This window comes from Pseudomonas sp. ICMP22404 (assembly GCF_006227205.1).
GTDB lineage: Bacteria > Pseudomonadota > Gammaproteobacteria > Pseudomonadales > Pseudomonadaceae > Aquipseudomonas.
Genome location: NZ_VCNG01000025.1, coordinates 1 through 25,119, shown reverse-complemented (window position 1 = coordinate 25,119; position 25,119 = coordinate 1). Strand labels below are relative to the sequence as shown.

Sequence of the window (25,119 nt, the reverse complement as noted above, 5' to 3'; positions counted from 1 at the left end):
CCCCTTCGTCGCCTGAAAAGGAACTTCGTCTCGAATCCCCTATCTCAAGAGCACTTCGCCATCCAGGCGGGCTTTGGAGCAAGCGCGTGCGAACCTTCAACAGTGCACGCTCTTTGAGATTTGTGCCAATGGTCGACAAGAACCTGCAGGATTCAACCCAACCTCATTGGCCTGAAGCGGCCCAGACGCTCATGGCGCTGATGCACGCCCAAGGCGAAGTGGCGCGCCTGAGCGAGCGTGAACAGCTCTTCAGTTCGTTACTGGTCAGCGTCAACGCGGTGCTCTGGGCGTTCAACTGGGAAACCCGGCAACTGCTCTACGTCAGCCCCGCCTACGAACGGATTTTTGGCCGGCCCGTCGGCCTGGTACTGGCCGACTTCAACGAATGGCGTGACGCAATCTACCCCGACGACCTGGACTATGCCGAGCGCAGCCTGGCCGAAGTGCTGGTCAAGGGTGCCGTGGAGGATCGCGAGTACCGCATCATCGCCGCCGATGGCCAGATCCGCTGGCTGAGCGACAAATGCTTCATCAACCGCCAGGCCGAATCGGGGCAGCCGGTAATCGTGGTGGGCATCGCCGAAGACATCACCGAAAAGAAGCTGCTGGAAAGCGAGCTGCAGCGACTGGCGACCACCGACGTGCTGACCCAGAGCAGCAACCGCCGCCACTTCTTCGAATGCGCCCACCGCGAATTCGAGCAGGCACGACTGCAAGGGACGCCCATGGCGTTCCTGTTGCTGGACATCGATGATTTCAAGGTGATCAACGACACCTACGGTCATCAGGAAGGCGACAGCGTGCTGCAGAAAATCGCCGAAAGCGGGCGGACCGTGCTCCGGCGAGGCGACCTGTTCGGACGGATCGGCGGCGAAGAGTTCGCCGCCGTATTCCCCGGCTGTGCCCCGGACATGGCCATGCAAGTGGCCGAGCGCCTGCAACGGGAAATCCAGCGCCTGACCTTCCGCAGTGGGGAGCAGGGTTTCGGTATCACCGTCAGCCAGGGTCTGACCAGCATCACCGACGAAGACCAGACCCTCGACAGCCTGTTCTCGCGCGCTGACGCCGCCATGTACGAAGCCAAGCGCCAGGGCAAGAATCGGATCATCGTCGCCTGACCGACGTCCTATACAATTCCCTGTGGGAGCGAGCCTGCTCGCGAAGCGGTCTGACAGTCACTGCATCGTTGAATGCAAGACCGCTTTCGCGAGCAGGCTCGCTCCCACAGGGTTGAATCGACGTTCTTACTTCCTGCGCAAACGCATCAACTCCGGCAAGCCAATCTTCAGCAAACGCGCCGTGCGTCCACGGGCCAGCTCTTCGAGGCCTTCATGCTCGGTCAGGTGGGCCATTTGCGCCGCCATGTTCATCACCAGGGCCTCGCGGGAGTAGACCCCGCCGCCGAGGCTATAGACCGCCGCAATCAACTCCCGCAGTTCCAGTGGCAAGCGCCAGCGGGTACGCAACGCCGAGCCGAAACCGGCACCGTACTGCGCCAGGGAGTTCCCCACTTCCTCCGGCTCATCCAGTTCGCCATCGGCCCGCTTCCATTCCTCCAGACAGCGCAACACCGCCAGTTCACCCAGGCGATGCAGCAACCCGGCGCAATAACAGCGCTCTTGATCCAGATCCAGCAAGCGAGCCATCGTCCGGGCGTATTCGGCGGTGTGCAGCGACAACAGCCAATAACGCTCGGCATAGTCCGCCAGGCAGGGATCGTTGAGTCGGGCACAGCGCTTGAGGGTCAATCCGAGAATCAGGTTCATGCTCTGCCCGGTGCCGAGCTGGTGCAGCGCCTGGGCCACGGTTTGCACCGGACCGCCGCCCTGATGCTGGGCGGCGCTGTTGGCCGCGGCGATCAGCACGGCGGTAATCTGCGGGTCGGTGCGAATTTCCTCTTCCAGTAATTTCAGGTCCAGGCCGCTGGGGTTGAGGCTGCGTTTGACCGCCACTTGCACATCGGTCATCAGCGGCGCGCCTTCGGACTGCTCGCGCCGACGCTCAAGATACGTCGCCAGGGTCTGGGCGGGGCCAGGCGTCGGCGCATCGCTGGCGACGTCTTCAGAGCCACTCAACAGCAAGCCTTGCAGACGCTGGGTCAGGCTTTCCCGGTTCAAGGGTTTGGTCAGATAAGCGGCCGGCGCCAGTGGCAATACCTCTCGTACACTGGCGCTGTCATTGCGCCGGCTCATCAGGATGAATGGCAATGGCGGAGTGCGTTGTTGATGGCGAAGGCCCCGCAGGATACTCAAGCCATCGACACCCGGCAGCTCCCAGTCGGCGATCACCAGGTCGTAAGGATGATGCGCCAGCAATTCCAGCGCCTGCTTGCCCTCACTGCACATGTCCACCCGCGCATCGCAGCGCAAGCCCGACAACACCTGTTCCAGCAGCTCACGGGATGCCGGGTCGGCCTCGGCGATCAACACGCGGGGTACAGCGGGTAAGTCCACAGCAGTCATGCGGCATCGCTCCCTTGCAATACCTGCACCTTAGACAATGACCGTCGTTCCAGACAGCTTGAACGTTGAGAATAGGTGCCCGGACATGAAAAAACCCGCTAAAAGCGGGTTTTTTGTGGATCAGTGCACAGCTGGCTGCGTCAGAGTTCGGAGAAGCACTCTTCGATGATTGCCAGGCCCTTGTCCAGTTGCTCGTCTGGCGAGGTCAACGGCACCAGGACACGCAGGACGTTGCCGTAAGTACCGCAGGACAACAGGATCAGACCCTTGTCGCGCGCCTTGGCTACGATCTGGGCCACGGCAGCGGCGTTCGGCTTATGGGAATCACCGTTTTCGAACAGCTCCACGGCAATCATCGCGCCCAGGGCGCGGACTTCACCGATTACCGGGTATTTCTTCTGGATGGCCTTGAGGCCGCTGACCAGGCGTTCGCCCACCGCCTTGCAGCGATCCAGCAGGTGTTCTTCTTCGAATACCTCCATCACCGCCAGCGCCGCCGCGCAGGCGATCGGGCTACCCGCATAGGTGCCACCCAGGCCACCCGGGGCGATGGCGTCCATGTACTCGGCCTTGCCGCAGACACCGGCCAGCGGGAAACCGCCAGCGATGGATTTGGCGAAGGTGGTCAGGTCGGCAGCGACGCCCATCTGTTCCATGGCGAAGAAAGTACCGGTACGACCTGCGCCGGTCTGCACTTCGTCGGCGATCAGCAGAATGCCGTGCTGGTCGCACAGGGCGCGCAGGCGCTTCATGAACTCCTTAGGCGCCACATAGAAACCACCCTCGCCCTGCACCGGCTCGATGATGATTGCAGCGATGTCACGCGGCTCGGCGTCGTTCTTGAAGATGCGCTCGATGCTGGCGATGGAATCGTCGATGCTCACGCCGTGCAATTCGTTCGGATACAGCGCACGGAAGATACCGCCTGGCATCAGGCCCATGCCGGCCGAGTACGGCACGACCTTGCCGGTCAGGCCCAGGGTCATCATGGTGCGACCGTGGTAAGCGCCAGTGAAGGCGATCACACCGGCACGGCCAGTGGCGGCACGGGCGATCTTCACGGCGTTTTCCACCGCTTCGGAACCGGTGGTTACCAGCAGGGTTTTCTTGGCGAAGTCGCCTGGCACCTTGGCGTTGATTTTTTCGCACAGTTCCACGTACGGCTCGTAGGCCAGGACCTGGAAGCAGGTGTGGGTCAGTTTGTTCAGCTGCTCGGTCACGGCGGCGATGATTTTCGGGTGCACGTGGCCGGTGTTCAGCACGGCGATACCGCCGGCGAAGTCGATGAATTCACGGCCTTCGACGTCGGTTACCGTGGCGTTCTTCGCCGATTCAGCGAAGATCGGGTGGATCTGGCCGACGCCACGTGGAACGGCAGCGGTACGGCGGGCCATCAGGTCAGCGTTAGTCTTGCTCATTACGGTCCTCATTCGCCGCTCATCGGTCGGCGTAGTCCAAGGAATACATGGCGGGGAGGCAACTGCGACAGCATGCGATGATCGACTGCCGCAGCGTTCCGGCCACAAGAAACAGAACAGGTGGAACACGCAAAGGGACAGCGCTCTCGTGCCCTTTGCGCTTGCAGCAGGATCAGATACCCAGGCAGAGGTATTTGATTTCCAGGTAGTCCTCGATGCCGTACTTGGAGCCTTCACGGCCCAGGCCCGAGGCCTTGATGCCGCCGAACGGCGCGACTTCGTTGGAAATCAAGCCAGTGTTGACGCCAACCATGCCGTATTCCAGGGCTTCAGCCACGCGGAACACACGGCCCAGGTCACGGGCATAGAAGTACGAGGCCAGGCCGAACTCGGTGTCGTTGGACATCGCGATCACTTCGGCTTCGTCTTTGAAGCGGAACAGCGGCGCCAGTGGTCCGAAGGTCTCTTCCTTGGCTACCGCAGCGGTTTTCGGGACGTTGGTCAGGATGGTCGGCTCGAAGAAGTTGCCTTGCATCGGTTTGCCACCGGCCAGCACGGTCGCGCCTTTGCCGACGGCATCGGCGATGTGCTCCTGGACCTTGGCAACGGCTTTCTCGTCGATCAACGGGCCGGTGGTGGTGCCGTCTTCCAGACCGTTGCCGATCTTGAGTTTGGCGACCGCGGCCTTGAGTTTTTCCGCGAACGCGTCGTACACCGAATCCTGGATGTACAGACGGTTGGCACAGACGCAGGTCTGGCCGTTGTTGCGGTACTTGGAAATGATCGCGCCTTCGACGGCCTTATCCAGGTCCGCGTCGTCGAACACGATGAACGGCGCGTTGCCGCCCAGTTCCAGGGAGACTTTCTTGATGTCCTTGGCACATTCGGCCATCAGTTGACGACCGATCTCGGTCGAACCGGTGAAGGACAGCTTGCGCACGATCGGGTTGCTGGTCAGCTCGCCGCCGATATCGCCGGCGCTGCCGGTGACCACGCTCAGCACGCCTTGCGGGATGCCGGCACGGTGCGCCAGTTCCACCAGGGCCAGTGCCGAGAACGGGGTTTGCGAGGCCGGCTTGATGACCATGGTGCAACCGGCGGCCAGGGCTGGACCGGCCTTGCGGGTGATCATCGCGGCCGGGAAATTCCACGGAGTAATGGCGGCGGTCACGCCGATCGGCTGCTTGATCACGATCAGGCGCTTGTCGGGCTGGTGGCCGGGAATCACGTCACCGTAGATGCGCTTGGCTTCTTCGGCGAACCACTCGATGAACGACGCGGCATAGACGATCTCGCCCTTGGCTTCTGCCAGCGGCTTGCCCTGCTCCAGGGTCATCAGGCGACCGAGGTCGTCCTGGTTTTCGATCAGCAATTCATACCAGCGGCGCAGCTTGTTGGCGCGCTCCTTGGCGGTCAGCGCACGCCAGGCCGGCAGGGCCTTGTCGGCGGCTTCGATCGCACGACGGGTTTCGGCAGCGCCCATTTTCGGCACGGTACCCAACACTTCGCCCGTGGCCGGGTTGGTGACCTTGATCGTCTGACCATTGTCCGCATCGACCCAAGCGCCATCGATGAAGGCTTGCTGGCGGAACAACTGGGTGTCTTTAAGCTGCATGTCGGCTTTCCTTAACAGCACCGCGCGCACGCGGAGCGAATTAGAGTTGTAGAAAGGCGCCTTATGGGCTGCCGTCAGGGAAATCATTCACCGGGCTGAAGCACAGAAATAACGCACAACAAGCATAGACGTGCGGTTCAGCACCCAGACAAGAGCGTTTGAAATCTCAAACGAATCCTAGGGCCGATGGGGGTGAAGGACAATAGGCTGTTCGAAAAAAAGAACGAAAAAGACGAAATTGACCGTTTTTTCTGATCAGCGTAGCCAACACATGCCTCAGAGCCGGAAAACAACGGCAAATCAGCAGCATGGACGCCCGCCATGCATATGAGTATCATGGCGCCGCGTTGCACCAGTAGCTCAGCTGGATAGAGTACTGCCCTCCGAAGGCAGGGGTCGTGGGTTCGAATCCCGCCTGGTGCACCATACAGATGATCAAAAGCCCCAAGTCGCGAGACTTGGGGCTTTTTTGTGGGCGTTGGTTCACTCAACGCTTGCGCAACGCCTCCAGCCGCGCCGGCAAGTCTTCCTTGGGAAACCGCTTGTGCAGAGCAAGCAACTTCTCATCCGCCGCCTTGGTCTCCCCCGCCTGGCGCAACCGCAGGATTTCCAGCAATCCCTGCTCCAGCGAAGGGGCGGCGGCGGGCACGGGCTTGCTCTTTTTCGCCATGGGCTCATCCGCCTGAATTTGCACAGGCTGCTCCGGTTCCCGGCTCAGTTCGCCCAGGGGCGCCATGCGCGCCATCGGCGCCGAGGCAGCAGGGGCTGCCGGCGCGGGGGCAACGGCAAGCTCCTGCCGGGCCGCGGAATAATCCAGCGCTGCCGGTGCAGCCAGTTCGTCCTTCGGGACCGGCGAACGCAGCACCAGGCCGATCATCAGCGCCACGCCCGCCACCGTGGCGAACGCCATTTGCCAGCGCGGCCGTTGGCAGGCCTGCAACCAGCGGCTCCACAGGCTTGGCTTGGGCGCCGGCGCTTCGCGGCGGGCGGTGGCCAGGATGAAGGCGTCCAGGGAGGCAGGTGGCTCGCCGCTGGCGTGTTGGCGGAAATGCTCGATCAGCGCTTCGTCAGCGGGATCCGGGGTCTTTCGGGAGTCAATCATGCGGGTACCTCCTCGGCCAGCAGCCGGTGCAACTTCTGCTGGGCGTAACGCAAACGGCTCTTCACTGTTTCCAGCGGGACGCCGGTCAGGGCGGCGATCTGTGGCAGCTCCAGGTCGCCGTGCAGGCGCAGCAGGAAGACTTCTCGCTGGTCTTCCGGCAAGGCTTGCAACGCGGCCTCCAGACGGCCCTGATCGCGGCTCAGGCTCAACTGCTGCTCCGGGCTGTTGGAGTCGTCGGACTGGACGTGAAGCTGTTCGTCATAGCTGTCATGCAACGGATTGTGAACACCGTGCCGGCGCCAGTGATCGATCAAGCGATTGCGGGCGATCTGGAACAGCCAGGTGCGAAAACTCGCCCGTCCTTGTGGCTGGGTGCTGCTGCGGATCAGGCTGAGCCAGGTGTCCTGAAAGATTTCCTCGGCCAGCTCGGCCTTGTTGCTCAAGGACACGAGGAAACGGTAAAGCCCCTGCCGATGCCGCGCATACAGGCTTTCAAAGCTGGCGCCATCGCCATTGCGGTAGCGGGCCAGCAGCGCTTCGTCGCTGACAGAGTCAATCGGGGTGGGCATTTGGGCAGCGGACTCCTTCCAATAGAAATGCGATCCTGCAAACAACACCGATCCACTGTGGGAGCCGGGCTTGCTCTAACGCCGGTCAGTTAAGGATCAAACGGCGCAACACCTGTGGGAGCAAAGCTTGCTCGCGATAACGATGGCCCCGTCAACATTGCTGCTGACTGACTTACCGCAATCGCGGGCAAGCCTTGCTCCCACAAGCCCGGCTCCCACACTTTGATCCCATTAATCTTCAGGAGCCGTGTTTGACCTCGGGCTTGAGGCTCTGCGCCAGCTCGACCATCTGCACGAACTCGGCACGCAGCCCGAACGGGTCATCGCCCCGGGCGGAACGGGCCAACTGAGCGGTGTCCTTCAAACTCATCGACCCAGTGTAGCGTCCCTCGCCCTTGAGCTGCTGCGCAAAAGCCGCCACCGCCGCCGAGAAACGCAGGTCATCGCTGGCCTTGCCTTCGCCCTGCGCACTGGCGATGGGATGTTCGATCAGTCGGCTGCTGCCGCCTTCAGCGGTTTTGTAGCGTACCCGCACCATTGCCAGCTCACCGGCCTTGCCCTCTTGCTTGGGCTGCGGGCTGGCATAGCGCAGCGGCTCCAGCCAACCCTGCTCCCCTTTCGGCACGATTTCATACAACGCCGTCACCGTGTGCCCGGCACCGATTTCGCCGGCGTCGATCTTGTCGTTGCTGAAATCCTCACGTTTCAGCCCGCGGTTCTCATAACCCAACAGGCGATACTCGCTGACCTGGGCGGGGTTGAACTCCACTTGCAACTTCACATCCCGCGCCACCACCGCCAGGGTCGAGCTGAGCTGGTCCACCAACACCTTGCGTGCTTCGAGCAGGTTGTCGATGTAGGCGTAGTTGCCGTCGCCGGCGTCGGCCAGTTGCTCCATCAGGCGTTCGTTGTAGTTATCCACACCGAAACCCAGGGTCGTCAGGGATACGCCACTTTTACGCCGGTCCACTGCCATCTGCTTGAGGCTGTCGAAATCACTGACGCCGACGTTGAAGTCGCCGTCGGTGGCCAGCAGGATGCGGTTGATGCCTTTGTCGATAAAGCTCTCCCGCGCCATCTGGTAAGCCATTTCGATACCCGAGGCGCCTGCGGTGGAACCGCCGGCGTCGAGCTGATCGATGGCATTGCGGATTTTCACCTTGTCGCGACCCGAGGTCGGCTTGAGCACCACCCGGGACTCACCGGCATAGGCCACCAGGGACACTCGGTCCTGATCGCGCAATTGGTCAACCAGCAATTTCAACGTGCCCTTGACCAGCGGCAGGCCTTCGCGACGGTCCATCGAACCGGAGACGTCCACCAGGAACACCAGGTTGGCCGGCGCGAGGTCCGCCACGGCGCGGTCGGAAGCCTTAATGCCGATGCGCAGCAAACGGGTGTGAGGGTTCCACGGCGACGGCGCCACTTCGGTGGTCACGCCAAAAGGCGAACCATCGGTGGGCAGCGCGTAGGTGTAGGGAAAGTAGTTGACCATCTCCTCCAGCCGCACAGCGCCCTCGGGCGGCAGGCTGCCTTGGGTGAGGTAACGTCGCACATTGGCGTAGCTGCCGGTGTCGACATCCACGCTGAAGGTCGACACCGGTTTCTGCGCAACGCTGCGGACGGGATTGCCTGGCAAGTTTTCATATCGCTCCCCGGGCGCGCTGCGGTAACGCGTGACGGCATCATCGTCCATCACCAGATACGAGCCAATCGTCATTGGCACGTCCATGCGCTTGAACCGGGGCTGCATGGGGGCGATCTCGCGTTGCGGTCCAGGCTTTGCGGGCGCGGCGGCGGGCTCGGCGGTAACGGCAGTCTCTCGGGACGAAGACAACCCACAGCCCGCCAGCGCCACCAATAAGGTCACGGTGAAGCCCTGGGCTGCAGGACGAAGAAATGGACGGGGACGGGACATGGGGCTGAACCTCGTGAGTGGATGATCCGTTCACAAGCTCAGACGAGGAGGATTTGCGGTTCGGGTTAACGATGGCAAAATTTTTTTTGGGGGTACTGAAACAGCAGCGCCTGGTCACCCTAGATGTCCAGGCGCAAGACACGACTAGCGAGACGGAATGGCTTGCAGATCATCGACGATAAAGCGGCTCAACACGCCGGTATAGTAACCCTCCACATCGGAGTTACCCTTGTTGGTCAGCGCGCCCAGCATGCTCTTCATGTTCTGCATTTGCCCTATCGCGCCGCCAGGCATCAACCCCTCACGGGCCTGGGCAAAGTGCAACACTTCGGCGCCGGCCTTCTTCACCTTGACCTGATAGCTGAAATCGACGCTGGCAAGGTACGTACCGTCGGTGACGACCTTGTTCATGAAGCCGCCCTGGGTGTCCTGGATGCGGCGCGCGTAAACGGTGTTTACATCCAGCAGGTAGTCCGCTGTTTCCCGGCTGGAGGCATAGCGGTTGGCATCGAGCAGGCGCAGGACCAGATCGCCGTTCAATTGCTCGCGAACGGCTTCGTCAGGCAGGAAGCGTTCATTCTTGCCGACGACTTCAACGTTGAAGGTATCGATCCAGTAAGTGGCGGTCTTGGGGATCGCTACCGGCGCGGGAGAAATGTAGTAATCGGGCTTGGAGGCACAGCCCGCCAGGAGGCAGAGGGCCAGGAATGTGGCAAAAAAGCGCATATCCGAATTCGTCCTTGAAGAGTTGATTGTAAAGCGCGGCGGATTTTACGGAGTCTGGAAGGCTTCTCAAGCTGTTTTGTTGTTTACGCGACTGTGCTGCCCTGACGACCTTCCCCCAGAAGCCAAAAGCCCCGGTCGTGATGGACCGGAGCTTTGGTTGGCACATGACTCGCAACAGGGAGATCCGATCATTCGATGCCGATTTCCACCACCGTTTTTCCTTGCCCGCGTCCTTCGGCCACTTGCACAAACGCGTCATTGACCTCGTCCAGGCTAAACCGCCGCGGATCCACCCTGACCCGCAATTTCCCCGCCTCTACCAGCCCTGCCGCCTCCCGCAAGATCTGGCCATGGCGCTCGCGTCCCTTGCCGGTCAGCAAGGGCATCAAGGTAAATACGCCGGAATAGCTCGCGCCACGAAACGACAATGGCGCCAGACTGTGTTGCCCCCAGCCCAGGCAACTTAGGACGTGGCCGGTGTAAGTCTTCACGGCGTTGAACGACGCGTCCAGGGTCGGGCCGCCGACCGTGTCATAAACGACGTCGAAGCCCTCGCCATCGGTGTGCAGGCGTACGTAGCTGTCGGTGTCCTCGGATCGGTAGTCAATGGCCGTCGCGCCCAGTTCGCGGATGAAATCCAGGCTGTCGATCGAACCGGTGGCATAGACCTCGGCACCCCGTGCCCTGGCAATCTGCACAGCCATTTGGCCAACACCGCCCGCGCCACCATGGATCAGCACTTGCTGGCCGGCCCGGACATTGGCACGATCCACCAGCCCTTCCCAAGCCGTGATGAAGACCAGCGGCAGTGCCGCTGCTTCCCGCATGCTCAGTGAAGCGGGCTTGGGGGCGATCAGGCGAGCATCGACGGCAATGTATTCGGCCAGGGCACCTTGTGCACCACCGATACCGCCCGCCATGCCGAATACCTCCTCGCCGGGGATAAAGTCATGCACGCCTTCCCCCAGCTCAAGAACTGTCCCGGCCAGGTCAATCCCCAATACAGCAGGCAGCGGCTGACGAGCATGGGCACCACCTCCTGCCGCGATCTTGGTATCCAGCGGGTTGATCCCTACAGCTTGAACCTTGATCAGGACCTGTCCCTTGCCCGGAACAGGCCGGGGAATAGAGCGGACGACCAGTGGCGCCTGGGCAACTTCGGCGATGGCAGCGGACATGGTGTTGTTCATGACGGGTAAACCTCCAATGGGTGGGTAGGTTTATATTGCGAGCGCCGGGCTATTCCGATAAGTAAGCAAGAATGGATAGGATTTATTCCTCATAAAGGCCAAATCCCATGGATCTGTTCGAGGCAATGCAGGTGTTCGTACGGGTGGTGGAACGCGGCTCGTTCTCGGCCGTCGCCAGGGAACTGAACCTGGGTCAACCAGCGGTCAGCAAGCAGATCAGCGGATTGGAGAAACACCTGGGTGGGGCGCTGTTTGCCCGCAGCACCCGCCATCTGGCGTTGACCGACCAAGGCCAGCGCTTCTACGCCCAAAGCAAGGAGATCCTCGCCAACCTGGACACTGCAAGGCTCAGTTTCGCCAGCGGACAGGAGCAGGTTGCCGGCCCTCTGCGCGTGGCGGCGCCGGTGAGTTTCGGACGGCTATGCATTGCGCCTTTGCTGGGGGACTTCCTGGCGCGTCATCCACAGGTTCGGATCGACCTGAGGCTGAGCGATCAACATGAGGATGTGCTGAAGGAAAATATCGACGTGGCCATCCGTATCGGCGGGATCAAAAACGAAGGGCTGGTAGCCCTGAAGCTCGGCGAAAGCACACGCCGGGTGTATGCCTCCCCCGCCTACTTGCAACGGCATGGCACGCCACTCGAACCGTCCGACCTGAGCCGCCATAACTGTTTGGGGTTTACCCTGCTGGAACATTATGACGCCTGGCAATTCGACCACCATGGCGAGCAACATCACGTGACGATCAAGGGCAACGTCACCAGCAACAGCAGCGAAGCGATCCGGGAAATGGTGCTTGCCGGGTTAGGGCTTTCGCTTTCGCCACAGTGGTTGTTCGCCGCCGATGTTCACCAGGGAACCGTGACCAACGTGCTTGCCCATTACCTGCCGATGGCATTGCCCATCCACGCGGTATTCAGTCAGGACCGACGCCGCTCGGCACGTACCCGGGCGTTTGTGGACTTCTTGCGTGAACACCTTTGAAGGCTGGACCTGCAGAGGCGCCTGAGCAGGACTAGGCGTCACACGCCAATGAAGGCTGCGCCGACTTCATGGGACGTCGCGAGAAAAACAGCGCCGCCGCGACACCCACCGCCCCCATCACCACGCTATACCCCACGCACACCCACGGACTCCAAGGCACCAGCGCGATCAGCACCAGCGGCGTGACACTGGCCCACAGCGCATAGGCGATGTTGTAGGTGAACGAGATGCCGGAGACGCGGATCTTCGGCGGAAACAGGTTGACCATCACCGAAGGCACCGCGCCGACCACGCCGCAACCCAGGCCGGCCACGGCGTAGGCCAGGCCCAGCCAGGCACCGCCGTTGATCAGGCTGGCGTAGAGCACGAAGATGCCCAGGGGCAGCAACACGCTGTAGAGCATGACCGTGCGCCAGGCGCCGATGCGGTCGACGATGAGGCCGGCCAGGACACAGCCGATGTTCAGGAAGACGATGCCCAGGCTGCTCAAGGCGAAGGTCTGGCCAGGCGTCATGCCGAAGCTTTTCTGCATCACGGTCGGGGTAATGACTACGAACACCACCACGGCGGAGGTCAGCACACAAGTCAGAATGGCGGCGGGTAGCAAGGCATGCCGATGCTCCCGCAGCACCGTGCGCAACGGCAGTTCCGCTGCGCCTTCGCGGTTGGCTTGCAAGGCCATGAAGATCGGTGTTTCGCTCAACCAGCGCCGCAACCAGACGCCGATGACGCCGAAGACTCCGCCCAGCAGGAAAGGCATGCGCCAGGCGTAATCGAGGATTTCCGTTGGGGTGTAGATACGGGCCAGCGCCGTGGCGGTCAGCGCGCCGAGCAGGTAGCCGAAGGTCAGCCCGGCCTGGAGGAAGCCCAGGGCGTAGCCACGATGGTGGAGCGGGGCATGTTCGGCCACGAACACCCAGGCGCTCGGCACCTCACCCCCCACCGCCGCGCCCTGCAGGATACGCAGCGCCAACAGCAGCAACGGTGCGAAATAACCGATTTGTGCGTAGGTCGGCATCACGCCGATGAGCAGGCATGGCAAGGCCATCATCAGGATGCTCAGGCTGAATACCCGCTTGCGTCCCAGGCGATCAGCGAAGTGTGCCATGAGGATGCCGCCCAGTGGCCGCGCCAGGTAGCCAGTGGCGAAAATCCCGAAGCTTTGCAGCAAGCGCAGCCAGTCGGGCATTTCCGGTGGGAAGAACAACTGGCTGAGGGTCAGGGCGAAGAAAACGAAGATGATGAAATCGTAGATCTCCAACGCCCCGCCCAAGGCGGCAAGCCCCAGGGTCTTGTAGTCGGACCGGCTGAACCGGTCGCCTGGCGGATGGGTGATGGCTGTCATGGGCAGATTTGAATATCAGGTTGTTGAAAGGGCGGGGGGATGGGAATCCCCTCGCCACAAAGGCTCACAGGGAGAGAGATCAGCGGTGGTAACGCCGCACGACGCTGCTGTTGCGCAACACGTGGCCGTTGATCTTTTCCATCAGCTGGGCACGGGTCAGTCCCGCGGGCAACGCATCCGGTGGCAGGTCCAGGGCGAAGAGCTGGATCAGGTAGTGATGAGCGCTGTCGCCGATGGGTGGGCAAGGACCGATGTAACCACGGGTATTCTTGCTGTTGATACCGCTCATGCCTTCCAGCGTGGACTTGCTGCCCGCCCCGGTCGGTATTTGCCGCGTAGTGGCCTTGATACCGTAATGAACCCAATGGTCCACGCCCTGACCCCTTTGGCCATCCGGATCCAGCATGACGATGGCGTAGCTGAGGGTGCCCGGTGGGCCGGCATTCCAGCTCAAGGCAGGGGAAATGTTCTTGCCCCCGCAATTGTTGGCATCACTGGCGGCCGCAGCGGTGAAAAGACGGTCATCCGACACGCCGGGGATGTTGAGGGTGAAGCGCTCGTCAGCCTGGGCAGCCCCTTGTGCGCACAGCACCAGGGTGAAGGCTGCCAGCCAGGGAGTGAGGGAAGTCAATCGGGTCATACCGGGCACCTTATGCGGGTCAGGCCATGGACGGCCTGCGCACTATAGCCCCAGCTTCGCCCGGGTTGCAGTGACAATTATGATGAACCTCACTCCAATCAGCCGACTCCAACGAGAAACGCCTGCCGGAGGACCGACCATGCCCTTGCATCAAGTCGCCCGCTTCACGGATGTACGCGAAGACCGCGGCCTCGAAGTCAAGATCAACGAAACGCCCATCGTGCTGCTGCGCACCGGCGATCAGGTACGCGCCTTCCAGGGCAAATGCCCGCACGCTGGTGCGCCGCTGGCCAAGGGTGCGGTGTGTCACGGACGGCTGATCTGTCCCTGGCACAAGGCGGCATTTCGGGCTGAAGACGGCGCCCTGTGCGAACCGCCGGCCCTCGACAGCCTGGAGCGCTACCACGTCGAGGTGCGCGACGGCGACATCTGGGTCGATGATCAACCGCTGCCCGACGAGAAAATCCCGCCGGCCGACGACCCACGCGCCTTTGTCATCATCGGTGCCGGGGCAGCCGGTACGGCATGCGCTGCGGCATTGCGCAATAAAGGCTTCGGCGGCCGGATCCAGATGATTGATCGCGAGCCCGACGCCGGGTATGACCGTACAGTGCTGAGCAAATACGTCCTGGCCGGTGACATGACCGTCGACGAGACCCCCGCACTGCGCGATGAAACTTACTTCACCCAGCAACGCATCGAACGGATTCACGGCGAGGTCATCGGTCTGGATAGCGCCTCTCGCCAGATTCGCCTGGCCGACGGGCAGACGCTGAGCTACGACGCAGCCCTGATTGCCACTGGCGGAACGCCCAAGACCCCGGACCTGCCGGGCATCGATTTGCCGCAGGTGTTCGTGCTGCGCTCGATGGAGCACGCAAGGCACATCCTCGACAGTGCCCGGCCGGGGCAACGGGCGGTGATTATCGGTGACAGTTTCATTGCCATGGAAGTCGCCTCGTCGCTGCGCAAACGGGAGCTGAGCGTCACTGTCCTGGCCCGGCATCCCGTGCCGTTCGCGGCGCAGTTGGGCGACAGCGTCGGCCAGGCCATCCTCGCCCGGCATCGAGCCAACGGCGTGGTGTATCACAGCGAGGGCGAAGCGGCGCGCATCGAAGGTGCCGGCACGGTTGAGGCCGTGGTGCTGGATAACGGCCAGCGCTTTGCGGCGGACCTGGTGATTGTCGGGACCGGCGTGCGCCCGGCCACCGAACCGTTCGCCGATTTGCCACGGCAAGAAGACCAGTCGTTGACCGTCAACGCCGGCATGCGCGTGGCCGATGGCGTATGGGCCGTCGGTGATATCGCGACCTTTCCTCTCAACGGCCAGCCCCGGCGAATCGAACATTGGCGCCTGGCCCAGCAACAGGCCCGGATCGCAGCCGCGAATATGCTCGGTGGTGAAGAACATTACCTGGATGTGCCGTTTTTCTGGACCTATCACTTCGACAAACGCTACGACTACCTCGGCCATGCCGAACAATGGGATGAGGTGCAGTTCAAGGGCACCCCCGAGCATCCGCCCTTCATTGGTCTGTTGGGCAAGGATGGCCTGGTTGCCGCGGCTGTGGCCTGCGATGAAGGCCGAGCCATGGCGGCGCTGGCCCAACGCATGAAACAACCGCTGCCGGTGGACGAGGCGTGGCGGTTGATCCGGGATTTTTCAAGCGCCTGACCTATCGCCTTCGCGAGCAGGCTCGCTCCCACATTAAGCTGCGTTGCCTACAAACTTGGGCTCACACCAATCCCTGTGGGAGCGAGCCTGCTCGCGAAGGCGTCGGCGGCCTCTACATCGAATGATCGGCCGGCAGCTGGATAACCCGCGTCGGCTCAAACGGCGCCAGGGGCGGCGGTTGCAGTTCCTTGCTCAGCACATGAAAGTGCGGCACGACATGGCTGATGTCACCCTCCTGGTTGTTATGGATGATTTTGGAGCCCGGCCGGCGCAGGGTGTCCAGGCGCTCGTCAGTCAGTTTGAAACTGTCGCTCAAACCCTGATCGTCGACGACCGGCGCTGGCAATCGACGCTGGGCGAAGCTTCGACTCTTGCGCTGCTGATAACGCGCCCAGGCAATCAGGATGACCGCGTTGACCAGTGCCACCCAACCGTAGATCTGCAACGTCCCGAGGGTATCCAGCCACGTTCCGCCGAAGCGCGGCCCGGCGTGACTGTCGAACAGCGGCCAGAGCCCATTGACCAGCAGGTACAGCAGCCCAACCCATGCCAGCACCGTGAAGAACACATCGATGAGCACCAGAAAAGGCCTTTGCCGGGTCCTGATAATTTTCATCGGATCACTTCCTCTTCATCATCACCAAACGGTTTGATACCCCGATCCGGGCTGACCCAGCGCGCACGCTTCTGATGCTGCCCGAACAAGACCTTCGGAAAACTCACCAGGGTGGTGAACAGGCTGATCAACCAGAACACCAACGGGTACCAGACCACCCAGAACATGATGTGCCACAGGCCTTTTTCGTAACGGCGATCGATGAGGATGCTCACCGCGAATTGGACCAGGCACACCACCGCCAGCAACAGGCCGGTGAAGGCCGGCGGCATCAAATGATCGACCGCGATGGCCGCCGGCATCTCGACGAATTTACCCGCGCCCCAGAACACCACCGACAGCAGGAACGTGAACGCCCACCCCGTGGACAGGCAATATTCGAACAGCAGCGGCCACAGGTAGCGATGACGGTATTGCCAGATGCCGCGGATATTCTTGAACAGCACCTCGGCACCACCCTGGGCCCAGCGCAGCCGTTGCCGCCACAGGCCGCGCAAGGTTTCGGGCATGAGGATCCAGCACAGCGCACGGGGTTCGTAGAAGATGCTCCAATGGTCCAGTTGCAGCTTCCAGCTGATGTCGATGTCTTCGGTGATCATGTCCGGGCTCCAGTAGCCGACCCTGTGCAGGGCCGTGCGACGGAAGGCGACGATCACGCCGGAGACGGTGAAGATCCGTCCAAAGATCCGCTGGGTGCGCTTGATCAGGCCGATGATCGAGGAGAACTCGCCGACCTGGACCCGACCCACCAATGTCGAGCGGGTACGGATACGCGGGTTGCCGGTCACGGCGCCAAGACGGGCATTCTCCAGCATCGGCGCCACCAAGTAGGCGCAGGTATTGGGCGCCAGCAGTGCGTCGCCATCAATGCACACCAGGTATTCGCTGCGAGCCGCAATGGCACCCATGCGCAAAGCCACGGCCTTGCCCTGGTTTTCCGCCAGGTGCAGGATCCGCAGGCGCGGATCTTCCAGCGCCAATAGATCGAGGACCTGGCCGGTGTTGTCCTTGGAGCCATCGTTGATGGCGATGACTTCGATGTTCGGGTAATGCTGGCCCAGCGCCGCGTGAATGGTGTCGGCGACGTTGTCGCCCTCATTGAAGCAAGGCACCAGGATGCTGATCAGCGGCTCGCCGGCCAGGGCCGGCGGCAGAGTGTCGTCCTTCCACGGCCAGTGGCGCTCCCAGTGCAGCCAGAAATACAGGCCACCGGCGATCCACAGGCCGGACATGAACAGCGGGTAGAAGAACACGAAGTCCATCAGGAATTGCCCAGTGACCAGGAAGATCAGGCCCAGGGGCACTCCAAGGACGATCGCCAGCACCAGCAGAGCGAGCAGTCTGTCGAGCATGTCAAGGATTCCACTTGTTGGAGAGCGCCGGCCGCACGGTTTTCACCGCGGGCTGGTCTTCGATGAAGTTGTCCGGGTAGTAGCCGAAACTGGTCGCACCCTGGCGCTTGAGGCGCCCCATCCAGTCGGCCAGTTGTTCACCCTCGATATCGCTGGCCGGCTTGCTGTCCCAGTCACGGGCCTGCAATTCGAACACCGTGCGCTTGAGGGCACCGGGGCGGGCCTTGACGGTCTGGACCAGGCGCTCCAGCCATGGGCCGGACTGCGCGCGGGTCTGTTTCTCCATCAACGGCATGGCCATCGGTGCCGTCCAGTCATAAGCACCGAGGAAGTCGTCGAGGTTCTGGGCGAACCAGGCTTCGCTGTCGGGATTGAGCATCGGTTCGGCAAAAATATTGCGCGCCGTCAGCACCTGTGGACCACGAATCGCCCGGACCTTGGCGGTGAGCTCACGGGTGAAATCGATCAAGTAGCGGCTCTTGAAGCGGGTCCAGCGTTGCATCGCTGCCGGGTCTTCACGCAGGGCGGCGATGGACGTCGGCAGGCCATTGGCGGCGTAGACTTTCAGGGCCGCGGGACCGGCATCCTCGAAGTCGGAGAACACGGCGTCGTCGTGGTACAGAACCCCGTCCACTGAGCTCAACCGCGCCAGGTCTTCGTAGATTTCGCCGATGACTTTGCGCACGTTCGGATCGAACGGCGACAAGCGCACGTACTGGTCCGGGGCGATGCCAGTCCTGCCGGTTTCCGGATCCCAGCGCTGCACTCGCGGCAGCTTCGCATCCAGGGCAAAACTGAGCACCGGCATCCAGGCATAGACCTTGGCATTGGCCCGTGTGCGCAACTGCCAGGCGACCCGGTCGAACAGATCGGCCCGTACCGGCAAGTGACGGTTGGGGAAGTACAGCGAACGCACCAAGCCATCGCCTTTTGGATCGGCGAAGGCCTGCAGGAATACCGTGTTGGCGCCCAGGTCATAGATGCGCTGGATCAACTTGCCGACGTTGGCTTCCTGCTGCACAGGGTCGGGGTCGTAAACGTAATCCAGGTCGACATGGACCACCCGCATCGGGTCGTTCGTCTGCACGGAAACAATGCTTTCGGCGAAATGCGCGCCATCCGGATCGGAGGCCACCAAAAACCGCGGCCCGCTCATCAGGTTACCGAGGCTGTCGAGGCCGTCCTCCAGGGTCAGGGCCATTTTATAACCCTCGCTGTCGATCACCTGCAGCGCGGTGCCATCGGCTTCCCCGTAAGGCCATACCCAGATTCGCGGACGGTAACCGGTGACCTTGCGGATTTTCTCGGAGATCGACGCCACGTCCTTGCGCAGGCGAGCCTGGAAATCGGCCTCGGTTTCATAGCGACCGGTGGCGGGATCGTAGCGCCGGGTAGTGGCCGCAGGTTGTTGGTTGCCTTGCGGGTTGGCGAGGATGCCTTTGTGATTGGCGTCGGTGTGGGCGGCGATCTCCACCAGACCCGATTTCGACACTTCGCGAATCTGCTCCCAGGTCAGGAATTCGGAACGCTTGCGCGGCACCCCGGCGAAATCCACCGGTTGGTCCAGCGGCGTATCGATCCAACTGCCCACCGGCGCCAGGATCGCCGGCCAGTTATAGGCGCGCAGGATCGGCATTACGCGGGTGTAGAAACTCGCATAGCCGTCGTCGAAGCTCAGCAGTACCGCACGCGGCGGCAGCTCGGGGCCGCCTTTACGGGCGTTGATGATCTGGTCCACGGTCACCGGCTGGTAGTTGTTTTCCCGCAGCCACGCCAGTTGCTCGATCAGTCGTTCGGTACGCACAGCCACCAGCGCCTGGTCCGGATCGAGGTCCTCGACGTCGTGATAGGCGATGCCGAGCACATGGTTCTTCGGCCACGGCTCATCGTTGGCCGCCAGGGGGCGTTGCGAGGGCGGCGTGAATGCCGGGGCCTGCTGGGCACACGCGCTGATCAGCAAGACCCCCAGCAGAAGGATGAATCGCGAAATGACAGGCATTTTCAAACTCTTCTAGAAACGGTAGGTGAGGTCGACAAGCAGGCGCAGATCGCTTTCACGATCGCCATCGTAAGGGCGGTTGAGCCAGCTCAGCGTGGCACCGGCCTCGAGCACGTCGTTCCAGAGGAAACGCTGGCCGTACCCGAGCAGTCCCATGGCGCCGGTGCCGTGGTCGCGCTGGCTGTAGCTGCCGGCACCGACCTGGAATTGCTGGCTCCATGCGGTTTCGTAACGGCGATGCAGCACATGGTTGGCCGTGAGGGTCGGCATCACGCCGAGGTCCGACTTGGGGTTGAAATAGGGCACTTCGTTGGAGCCACTGTTGCGGCTGGCCGCTACCTCCAGACCCAGCTCCAGTTGCAGGCGCGGGGTGCTGTAGAGACCTTCGCGGCCGGTCAGCAGGGTTTCGAGACGGTTGTTGCCATCGCTGAAGTGGGACGGGCTGACCGTCAATCGCCATTCGCGGCTTTCATGGGCTCGCCAGCGGATGAAACCGCTGCCGCCATTGGCGCTAATGCCGCTGTTGAGGGCACGCAGCGGCGTGTTGGCCGAGAGGTAATCCAGGCTGCCGCCGTACTGCCAGTGATCATCGATATCCCGGGCCAACGCCACGCGCGCGCCCTGTTTGTCACCGGAGCCGTAGGCATGGTTGGAGACTTCCGCTTCCAGGGTCATGTCACGGCTGCGACGCTCCACACCCAGGCGCTGCCAGCGATGATGGCCGGTGCCTTCCTCGAAGTCGCCCGTGGCATAGCCGACGCCGCCGAACAGCCGCCAGTCCTCGTCGATGGGTGGGCTATAGAGCAACGTTTCGACACCGAAGTCCCGACTGCCGGTCACCGCACCGGCATCGCCGTTGCCACCGCCATAACTTTTGCCGGTGTAGGCCTCGATGCGCAGTTCAGCCATGTCGTGCACATCGCGCAGGCGTTGCAAGCGTTTGACGTGGGCGTTTTCCGGGTAACGAGCAACAACATCGTCGGTCAGTACATCCAACTGCCGCCATTCCTGCAAATCCATGGCGGCGCGGGCCTGGGCGATTTCCAGGTCCCGGTTGCGCGGGGTGGTCGCCTCAACCTCCTTGAGCAGGCTCTCCGAACGGCGCGGCCAATCCCGGGCCTGATACAGATCAGCCTGGGCCAGCCGCAGGCCGATATTGCCGGGCCCTTGATTGACCAGGGTTTCCAGGCGCGCCTCCGCGGTAGGCAGATCGGCACCATAGGTCCCGGACTGGGCGGCGAGCAGTTGAGCATCCATCCACTCGTCGTTGGGGTTGCCGATTGGCAAGCCCTTGAGCTCGACTCGTGGATGCTGGGACTTCGCCAGGTCCTCGGCCAAGGCACGGGCTTCTTCGGATCTTTCGCTTTCCAGCAGCGCGTAATAGAGGGCGGTACTGTCTTCAAAGCGATCCGCGGCATCGGCGTCCGGTGCGCTCAGTACCCGTCGGTACAGGTCGACGGCGATCTCCGGCTCACGCTGCTCCAGGTAGGAGGACGCCACCCAGCGCAAGGCATAGGTGGGAATACTCACGCCTTCGGCGATCAACTTCTGGTACTCGGCAATCACTTCCGCCCTACGCGCCCGGGCGTTGAGCGCACCCATGCGGTCGATTCGCCAGCGAAGCACGTCATCATGGGCTTCGGGCACCGGCGTCCAGGCGGCGAGCAACTTATCGTAATCGGCCAGGGCACGATCGGCGATGACGAAGCGGTCCTTTTCGCTGCGACTGGCCATGTCCGCCAAGCGAACCCGCTCGGCCGCCACGTCGCCTTCCAGCCGCCGTTGCACGCCGCGGTCAATCAGACCCGGCTGAAGACGGGCCAGCCGCAATGCCGGCTCCGGCAGGCGTGCACGCTGTAGGGCATTGATGTATTCCCCGGCGATTTCGGGCCTGCTGCCAGCGTGCGAGAGCGCCTGGTCGTATTCGAACAGCGCTCCGTGAGGGTTACCGGCGCGGGTCAAGGCATAGCCCAAGGCCATCCGACGCGTCGGGTCTTCAGGCTTCGCGGCGACCATGGCCCTTGCGCGAGCGACGGCCTCATCGGGCTTGCCGGCATCGGCCTGGGTCAAGGCCAGGCCGAGTTGCAGGTCAGGATTCTGGGGTTCGATCAGCAGCGCCTGGCGGTACAGCTCGGCGGCCGAATCCCAACGCCTGAGATTGCGGTAGGCACGAGCCGTTGCGCTCAGCGCCTGGACTGGCAGGTTGCGGTGGCGCCCCTGAGTTTCATAGACCTGCACCACTTCAGTATCGAGGCCGGCCCAACTGGCAATCTGCAGATAATCACTGGTCTGGGCGGCACTGGCCTGTCCGGCCGGTACCCGACGCAACAGGGTCAACGCAGGCGTGTAATGGCCGGCACGGGCGTCGAGCACCATCTGGTCATAGGTGGTATCGGCGAATGCGAAGGCCGGCCAGCACAACTGGCTGCACAACACGACGCCAAACAACGGGCGCAAACCGCATTGAATAAGAGGACCCACAGTACGCGGCATTCGTCAGCATCCTTACATGGCCAGCCGGGTCGCAGTGCCCCTTGCCCATCAAACAGGAAGCCGGATCAAAGAAATCCAGCCAAGCTCTAATGGGCCTAGTCTTGCATCGCGGGGCGCTGCATTTTTGAGAACGCCACAATTCTTCAGAATCGATACAGATTCGGCTCCTATCGAAAGGCGAAAAAAAACCGGCCCGTGCGCAAGGCACGGACCGGTTCCAGATGTTGCTAAACGCTGTTACTGAACGGCGACGCCGCCACCCACTTGATTCATCACAAACGTGGTGAATTCTTCGACCGTCATTTTCTTACCGTTGAAATCAACCTGATTATTGGCATAACGCAGCTTGGTCACCACATCGTTGCCTTCCAGGGTCGCCAGCTGCGTACCCACTGCCATGGCGCTGAACATATCGCTGGTGGCGAGGGCCTGATCCGCGATCAGTTTGGCGTCAGTCTGACCTTCCATCTGGGCTTGCACGGTCGCCAGGTCCACCAGCATCGGCTTGGACACTTTCACGTTGAATTCCAGCAGGGCGAGCAACTGACGACCCAGCTCATCAGGCGGCAGGTCCATCGATTGCGGCTTGGCCAGATCGACGACCAGGCTCGCACGGCTTTCACCGCTGGCGGTACTGAACGACAGATTCTCCAACGCGATCTGCGGGCCAGCGGCCAGGAGTTTTTCCAGGTCGGCCTTGACCTTCGCCTCTTCGGCCTCGGTCAGGTTCAGTTCCGGAGCGGGCTCGCCAGCTTCAGCGGCTTCGGCGGCGGCTTTTTCATAGGGTTGCAACTTGGCCTGATAAACCTGCATCAGCGACATGGTGGCGGGAATGTCGAGGTTCTTCGCGCTGATTGCCATCTGCGCGGCACCAATGGTCTTATCGTTGAACGACAACTCACCGATCTTGTAATCGGCACGCCCCGAAGCGCTGGTGCCGCTTTCGGTGCTGCTGTTTTTCATCTCGATATTCTTCAGGCCCACCACCGACTTCTGCTCACCGAAGCTGGCCTTGAGGTTGCTCAGAATCAGGGCGTTATCGCCCATGTAATAGCCGTAGGTGCTCTTGCTCAGGTTGCTGGCAAGGGTCAGCCCATTCAGTTCAACCAGTACCGGGCTCTGATCCTCCGCGACGCTGGTCAGCTTGAGGCTGTCCATGTAGCCGTCCGCCTTGATCTTCTGTGCCTGGGCATTGGCGGCCAGGTCGAGTTTCAGGCCGGAGAAGACGACCTGGGACTGCTCATCCAGCTTGGCGTCCAGCGGCAGCAATTCCAGCGTGCCGTTGACCGATTGGTCGTAACCCAGGTTGAACACACCTTTGACCGGCGACTTGTCCTTGGCGGCGGCGAACCATTTTTCGGTCAGCGGGGTCCGTTCGATTTCGGCATGACTGGTGGCCATGACCGGCAGCCACTTGAGGGTCATCAGACGGGAAAAAGGCAGCGGACCGTGTTCGATGTTGTCCACGACCAGCAGCTCCACCGCTTCGCCACCGAACATATCGCCTTCACCCTTGAGACGATAATGAGCGGTGCTGCTGAAGATCCCACGATCCAGCGAAACCAGTTCGATGGAGGACGAGCTGTTGGAGCCGGCCAAGGCAGTCACCATCTGCTTGTTACTTTCGGCAATGGCAGTTTGCAGCACGCCCTCAAGCTTGGTCCCGGTGTACCAGGCGCCGCCCGCACTGACAGCTCCGATCGCTACAACGATTCCCAAGAGTACGCTTGCTGATTTATTCATAAGTGACCCGATCGATATCCATGGTTGAAAAAGCCGTCGTCTTCCCTGACCCGCGAAGGGTATGGCTTGACGCCGTAAAGAGGGGGGGAGATTACCATCAGGCACCCTTGGGGGCCCAATGTTTAAAGGGGATAAAGCAAATTCTTGAGAGGTGGTCTACGAATATTGGACTTCAATTTCGTCCAGTTGATGGTCGAAAGTCCTGAGCCGTGCTGTCCAGGTGTACACCAGCACCTCGAAATCGCGGTTGATGACCGCCGCGCCCGATGACTCTGCACGAGGGTCGCAGAAATCCAACTGATAACGTTCACGGGCCATGGCATTGGCCACATCGCATAGCTCACGGGCATTGCTCAGCCAATGCCAGCCGTCCTGGGCGATTTGTTTGTCCAGAGCGGCACATTGGATTTTCAGGGCTTCGAGACTTTTTTCCAGCGGAGTGCCTGTGAGTTCACCCATGACCTCTTGGAAGGTACGACCAGGCTGCCAGTAGCTGCCCCAGAAATAACGATCGAACACCGTTTCGACGCGTCTTAATGCGACCTTGGTGTCCCAGATCAGCACCAGGGTCTTGCCCTGTCCCAGGTGTTTCTTCTTGATGCGTTGCCCTTGCAGCGACGCCCAGGCAACGATGGCGATGGATATCACGCCGATCAGCGCAGATGCACTGTCCAGGAATATCAGCGCTTTTTCGATCTGGTGAGTCAGCATGACGCCATAGAAATAAGTGGCCGAAAGCAGCACCAACGCCGCGATGGCGCACCAGAAACCGGGAACATAAGGGTTTTTCATTATTGGAATCCCCATGACCAGTGACGCATTGACGTCGCGGACTCTTTTTTTGCCAGTCCCCGACTCTCACAGCATAGCAACGGCCCCACGGTTTGCCGGGGTGTCGGCAGTAATCAGGGGCACGATCCGATTACCGGCCCAAAACGACAAAACCCCTGTCTGCGTCAGCAGACAGGGGTTCTGGGAATTCAATCTTGACGATGACCTACTCTCACATGGGGAAACCCCACACTACCATCGGCGATGCATCGTTTCACTGCTGAGTTCGGGATGGGATCAGGTGGTTCCAACGCTCTATGGTCGTCAAGAAATTCTGTGACCAGCCCGTTCAACAGCAACGTGCCGGCGAAAATCGATAACTTCTACTAAAACAAAACCCCTACCTGCATCAGCAGATAGGGGTTTCGGAATTTAATCTTGACGATGACCTACTCTCACATGGGGAAACCCCACACTACCATCGGCGATGCATCGTTTC

General features: G+C 61.6%; 19 protein-coding genes, 1 tRNA gene and 1 rRNA gene. 4 read left to right on the top strand and 17 right to left on the bottom strand.

Going from position 1 to position 25,119, the window contains the following annotated elements:
* The first annotated feature begins 128 nt into the window (after window positions 1-128).
* The gene (locus tag FGE05_RS28705; RefSeq protein ID WP_139650279.1) at window positions 129-1,118 is read left to right on the top strand and encodes a sensor domain-containing diguanylate cyclase; all 990 of its coding nucleotides are present in this window, start codon (window positions 129-131) and stop codon (window positions 1,116-1,118) included.
* 126 nt (window positions 1,119-1,244) lie between these two features.
* Here FGE05_RS28705 and FGE05_RS28700 read toward each other — a convergent pair whose 3' ends face one another.
* From FGE05_RS28700 to gabD, 3 genes are all read right to left on the bottom strand, one after another.
* Window positions 1,245-2,462, bottom strand: coding sequence for an HDOD domain-containing protein (locus FGE05_RS28700; RefSeq protein WP_139650277.1), 1,218 nt, complete (start codon window positions 2,460-2,462; stop codon window positions 1,245-1,247).
* Window positions 2,463-2,602: 140 nt separating this feature from the next.
* Window positions 2,603-3,880, bottom strand: coding sequence for a 4-aminobutyrate--2-oxoglutarate transaminase (gabT, locus tag FGE05_RS28695; protein ID WP_139650275.1), 1,278 nt, complete (start codon window positions 3,878-3,880; stop codon window positions 2,603-2,605).
* Between the two features lie 172 nt (window positions 3,881-4,052).
* Window positions 4,053-5,495 carry an NADP-dependent succinate-semialdehyde dehydrogenase gene (gabD, locus tag FGE05_RS28690; RefSeq protein ID WP_053190479.1) on the bottom strand — a complete coding sequence of 481 codons (1,443 nt, stop codon included), beginning with the start codon at window positions 5,493-5,495 and terminating at the stop codon, window positions 4,053-4,055.
* A 349-nt stretch (window positions 5,496-5,844) separates the two neighbouring features.
* Between gabD and FGE05_RS28685 the strand changes: the two genes are divergently transcribed.
* A tRNA-Arg gene (locus FGE05_RS28685) sits at window positions 5,845-5,921 on the top strand.
* A gap of 61 nt (window positions 5,922-5,982) precedes the next feature.
* Here the strand turns inward: FGE05_RS28685 and FGE05_RS28680 are convergent.
* From FGE05_RS28680 to FGE05_RS28660, 5 genes are all read right to left on the bottom strand, one after another.
* Window positions 5,983-6,597 (bottom strand): hypothetical protein, encoded by a 615-nt coding sequence (locus tag FGE05_RS28680; RefSeq protein ID WP_139650273.1) that lies wholly within the window; start codon window positions 6,595-6,597, stop codon window positions 5,983-5,985.
* Entirely contained in the window at window positions 6,594-7,166 is a 573-nt protein-coding gene (locus FGE05_RS28675) for an RNA polymerase sigma factor (protein ID WP_139650271.1), read from the bottom strand. Before FGE05_RS28675 ends, FGE05_RS28680 begins: the two co-directional genes overlap by 4 nt.
* A gap of 238 nt (window positions 7,167-7,404) precedes the next feature.
* Window positions 7,405-9,084 carry a VWA domain-containing protein gene (locus FGE05_RS28670; RefSeq protein WP_139650270.1) on the bottom strand — a complete coding sequence of 560 codons (1,680 nt, stop codon included), beginning with the start codon at window positions 9,082-9,084 and terminating at the stop codon, window positions 7,405-7,407.
* A gap of 144 nt (window positions 9,085-9,228) precedes the next feature.
* Window positions 9,229-9,810 carry a hypothetical protein gene (locus tag FGE05_RS28665; RefSeq protein WP_139650268.1) on the bottom strand — a complete coding sequence of 194 codons (582 nt, stop codon included), beginning with the start codon at window positions 9,808-9,810 and terminating at the stop codon, window positions 9,229-9,231.
* A gap of 188 nt (window positions 9,811-9,998) precedes the next feature.
* Window positions 9,999-11,000 carry a zinc-dependent alcohol dehydrogenase family protein gene (locus tag FGE05_RS28660; protein ID WP_139650266.1) on the bottom strand — a complete coding sequence of 334 codons (1,002 nt, stop codon included), beginning with the start codon at window positions 10,998-11,000 and terminating at the stop codon, window positions 9,999-10,001.
* Between the two features lie 107 nt (window positions 11,001-11,107).
* Here FGE05_RS28660 and FGE05_RS28655 point away from each other — a divergent pair, with 107 nt between their 5' ends.
* On the top strand, window positions 11,108-11,986 hold the full coding sequence (locus FGE05_RS28655) for a LysR family transcriptional regulator (protein ID WP_139650264.1): 879 nt from the start codon (window positions 11,108-11,110) through the stop codon (window positions 11,984-11,986).
* A gap of 31 nt (window positions 11,987-12,017) precedes the next feature.
* Here the strand turns inward: FGE05_RS28655 and FGE05_RS28650 are convergent, their stop codons facing one another.
* Window positions 12,018-13,331 (bottom strand): MFS transporter, encoded by a 1,314-nt coding sequence (locus FGE05_RS28650; protein WP_139650262.1) that lies wholly within the window; start codon window positions 13,329-13,331, stop codon window positions 12,018-12,020.
* Window positions 13,332-13,410: 79 nt separating this feature from the next.
* The gene (locus FGE05_RS28645; RefSeq protein WP_139650260.1) at window positions 13,411-13,971 is read right to left on the bottom strand and encodes a YbhB/YbcL family Raf kinase inhibitor-like protein; all 561 of its coding nucleotides are present in this window, start codon (window positions 13,969-13,971) and stop codon (window positions 13,411-13,413) included.
* Between the two features lie 139 nt (window positions 13,972-14,110).
* Between FGE05_RS28645 and FGE05_RS28640 the strand changes: the two genes are divergently transcribed.
* Complete coding sequence (locus tag FGE05_RS28640) at window positions 14,111-15,646, top strand: FAD-dependent oxidoreductase (RefSeq protein ID WP_139650258.1); 1,536 nt, start codon at window positions 14,111-14,113, stop codon at window positions 15,644-15,646.
* A gap of 112 nt (window positions 15,647-15,758) precedes the next feature.
* Here FGE05_RS28640 and pgaD read toward each other — a convergent pair whose 3' ends face one another.
* From pgaD to rrf, 7 genes are all read right to left on the bottom strand, one after another.
* Window positions 15,759-16,262: a poly-beta-1,6-N-acetyl-D-glucosamine biosynthesis protein PgaD gene (pgaD, locus tag FGE05_RS28635; RefSeq protein ID WP_139650256.1), complete on the bottom strand. Its 504-nt coding sequence runs from the start codon at window positions 16,260-16,262 to the stop codon at window positions 15,759-15,761.
* Window positions 16,259-17,614, bottom strand: coding sequence for a poly-beta-1,6-N-acetyl-D-glucosamine synthase (gene pgaC / locus FGE05_RS28630; protein WP_139650254.1), 1,356 nt, complete (start codon window positions 17,612-17,614; stop codon window positions 16,259-16,261). The genes pgaD and pgaC overlap by 4 nt, the downstream gene beginning before the upstream one ends.
* A gap of 1 nt (window position 17,615) precedes the next feature.
* Entirely contained in the window at window positions 17,616-19,613 is a 1,998-nt protein-coding gene (gene pgaB / locus FGE05_RS28625; protein ID WP_139650252.1) for a poly-beta-1,6-N-acetyl-D-glucosamine N-deacetylase PgaB, read from the bottom strand.
* Window positions 19,614-19,625: 12 nt separating this feature from the next.
* Complete coding sequence (pgaA, locus tag FGE05_RS28620) at window positions 19,626-22,106, bottom strand: poly-beta-1,6 N-acetyl-D-glucosamine export porin PgaA (RefSeq protein WP_139650251.1); 2,481 nt, start codon at window positions 22,104-22,106, stop codon at window positions 19,626-19,628.
* Window positions 22,107-22,343: 237 nt separating this feature from the next.
* Entirely contained in the window at window positions 22,344-23,849 is a 1,506-nt protein-coding gene (locus FGE05_RS28615) for a YdgA family protein (RefSeq protein ID WP_139650249.1), read from the bottom strand.
* 156 nt (window positions 23,850-24,005) lie between these two features.
* Window positions 24,006-24,641 carry an NADH:ubiquinone oxidoreductase subunit N gene (locus FGE05_RS28610; RefSeq protein ID WP_139650247.1) on the bottom strand — a complete coding sequence of 212 codons (636 nt, stop codon included), beginning with the start codon at window positions 24,639-24,641 and terminating at the stop codon, window positions 24,006-24,008.
* 192 nt (window positions 24,642-24,833) lie between these two features.
* A 5S ribosomal RNA gene (gene rrf, locus FGE05_RS28605) occupies window positions 24,834-24,949 on the bottom strand.
* Window positions 24,950-25,119 lie beyond the last annotated feature (170 nt).

Coding starts and splice junctions, on each gene's coding strand:
- FGE05_RS28660 (WP_139650266.1), bottom strand. CDS start 11,000: ATGAACAACACCATGTCCGCTGCCATCGCCGAAGTTGCCCAGGCGCCA.
- FGE05_RS28675 (WP_139650271.1), bottom strand. CDS start 7,166: ATGCCCACCCCGATTGACTCTGTCAGCGACGAAGCGCTGCTGGCCCGC.
- FGE05_RS28610 (WP_139650247.1), bottom strand. CDS start 24,641: ATGAAAAACCCTTATGTTCCCGGTTTCTGGTGCGCCATCGCGGCGTTG.
- pgaA (WP_139650251.1), bottom strand. CDS start 22,106: ATGCCGCGTACTGTGGGTCCTCTTATTCAATGCGGTTTGCGCCCGTTG.
- FGE05_RS28615 (WP_139650249.1), bottom strand. CDS start 23,849: ATGAATAAATCAGCAAGCGTACTCTTGGGAATCGTTGTAGCGATCGGA.
- gabT (WP_139650275.1), bottom strand. CDS start 3,880: ATGAGCAAGACTAACGCTGACCTGATGGCCCGCCGTACCGCTGCCGTT.
- FGE05_RS28670 (WP_139650270.1), bottom strand. CDS start 9,084: ATGTCCCGTCCCCGTCCATTTCTTCGTCCTGCAGCCCAGGGCTTCACC.
- FGE05_RS28650 (WP_139650262.1), bottom strand. CDS start 13,331: ATGACAGCCATCACCCATCCGCCAGGCGACCGGTTCAGCCGGTCCGAC.
- FGE05_RS28665 (WP_139650268.1), bottom strand. CDS start 9,810: ATGCGCTTTTTTGCCACATTCCTGGCCCTCTGCCTCCTGGCGGGCTGT.
- FGE05_RS28680 (WP_139650273.1), bottom strand. CDS start 6,597: ATGATTGACTCCCGAAAGACCCCGGATCCCGCTGACGAAGCGCTGATC.
- FGE05_RS28645 (WP_139650260.1), bottom strand. CDS start 13,971: ATGACCCGATTGACTTCCCTCACTCCCTGGCTGGCAGCCTTCACCCTG.
- FGE05_RS28655 (WP_139650264.1), top strand. CDS start 11,108: ATGGATCTGTTCGAGGCAATGCAGGTGTTCGTACGGGTGGTGGAACGC.
- pgaB (WP_139650252.1), bottom strand. CDS start 19,613: ATGCCTGTCATTTCGCGATTCATCCTTCTGCTGGGGGTCTTGCTGATC.
- FGE05_RS28705 (WP_139650279.1), top strand. CDS start 129: ATGGTCGACAAGAACCTGCAGGATTCAACCCAACCTCATTGGCCTGAA.
- FGE05_RS28640 (WP_139650258.1), top strand. CDS start 14,111: ATGCCCTTGCATCAAGTCGCCCGCTTCACGGATGTACGCGAAGACCGC.
- pgaD (WP_139650256.1), bottom strand. CDS start 16,262: ATGAAAATTATCAGGACCCGGCAAAGGCCTTTTCTGGTGCTCATCGAT.
- FGE05_RS28700 (WP_139650277.1), bottom strand. CDS start 2,462: ATGACTGCTGTGGACTTACCCGCTGTACCCCGCGTGTTGATCGCCGAG.
- pgaC (WP_139650254.1), bottom strand. CDS start 17,614: ATGCTCGACAGACTGCTCGCTCTGCTGGTGCTGGCGATCGTCCTTGGA.
- gabD (WP_053190479.1), bottom strand. CDS start 5,495: ATGCAGCTTAAAGACACCCAGTTGTTCCGCCAGCAAGCCTTCATCGAT.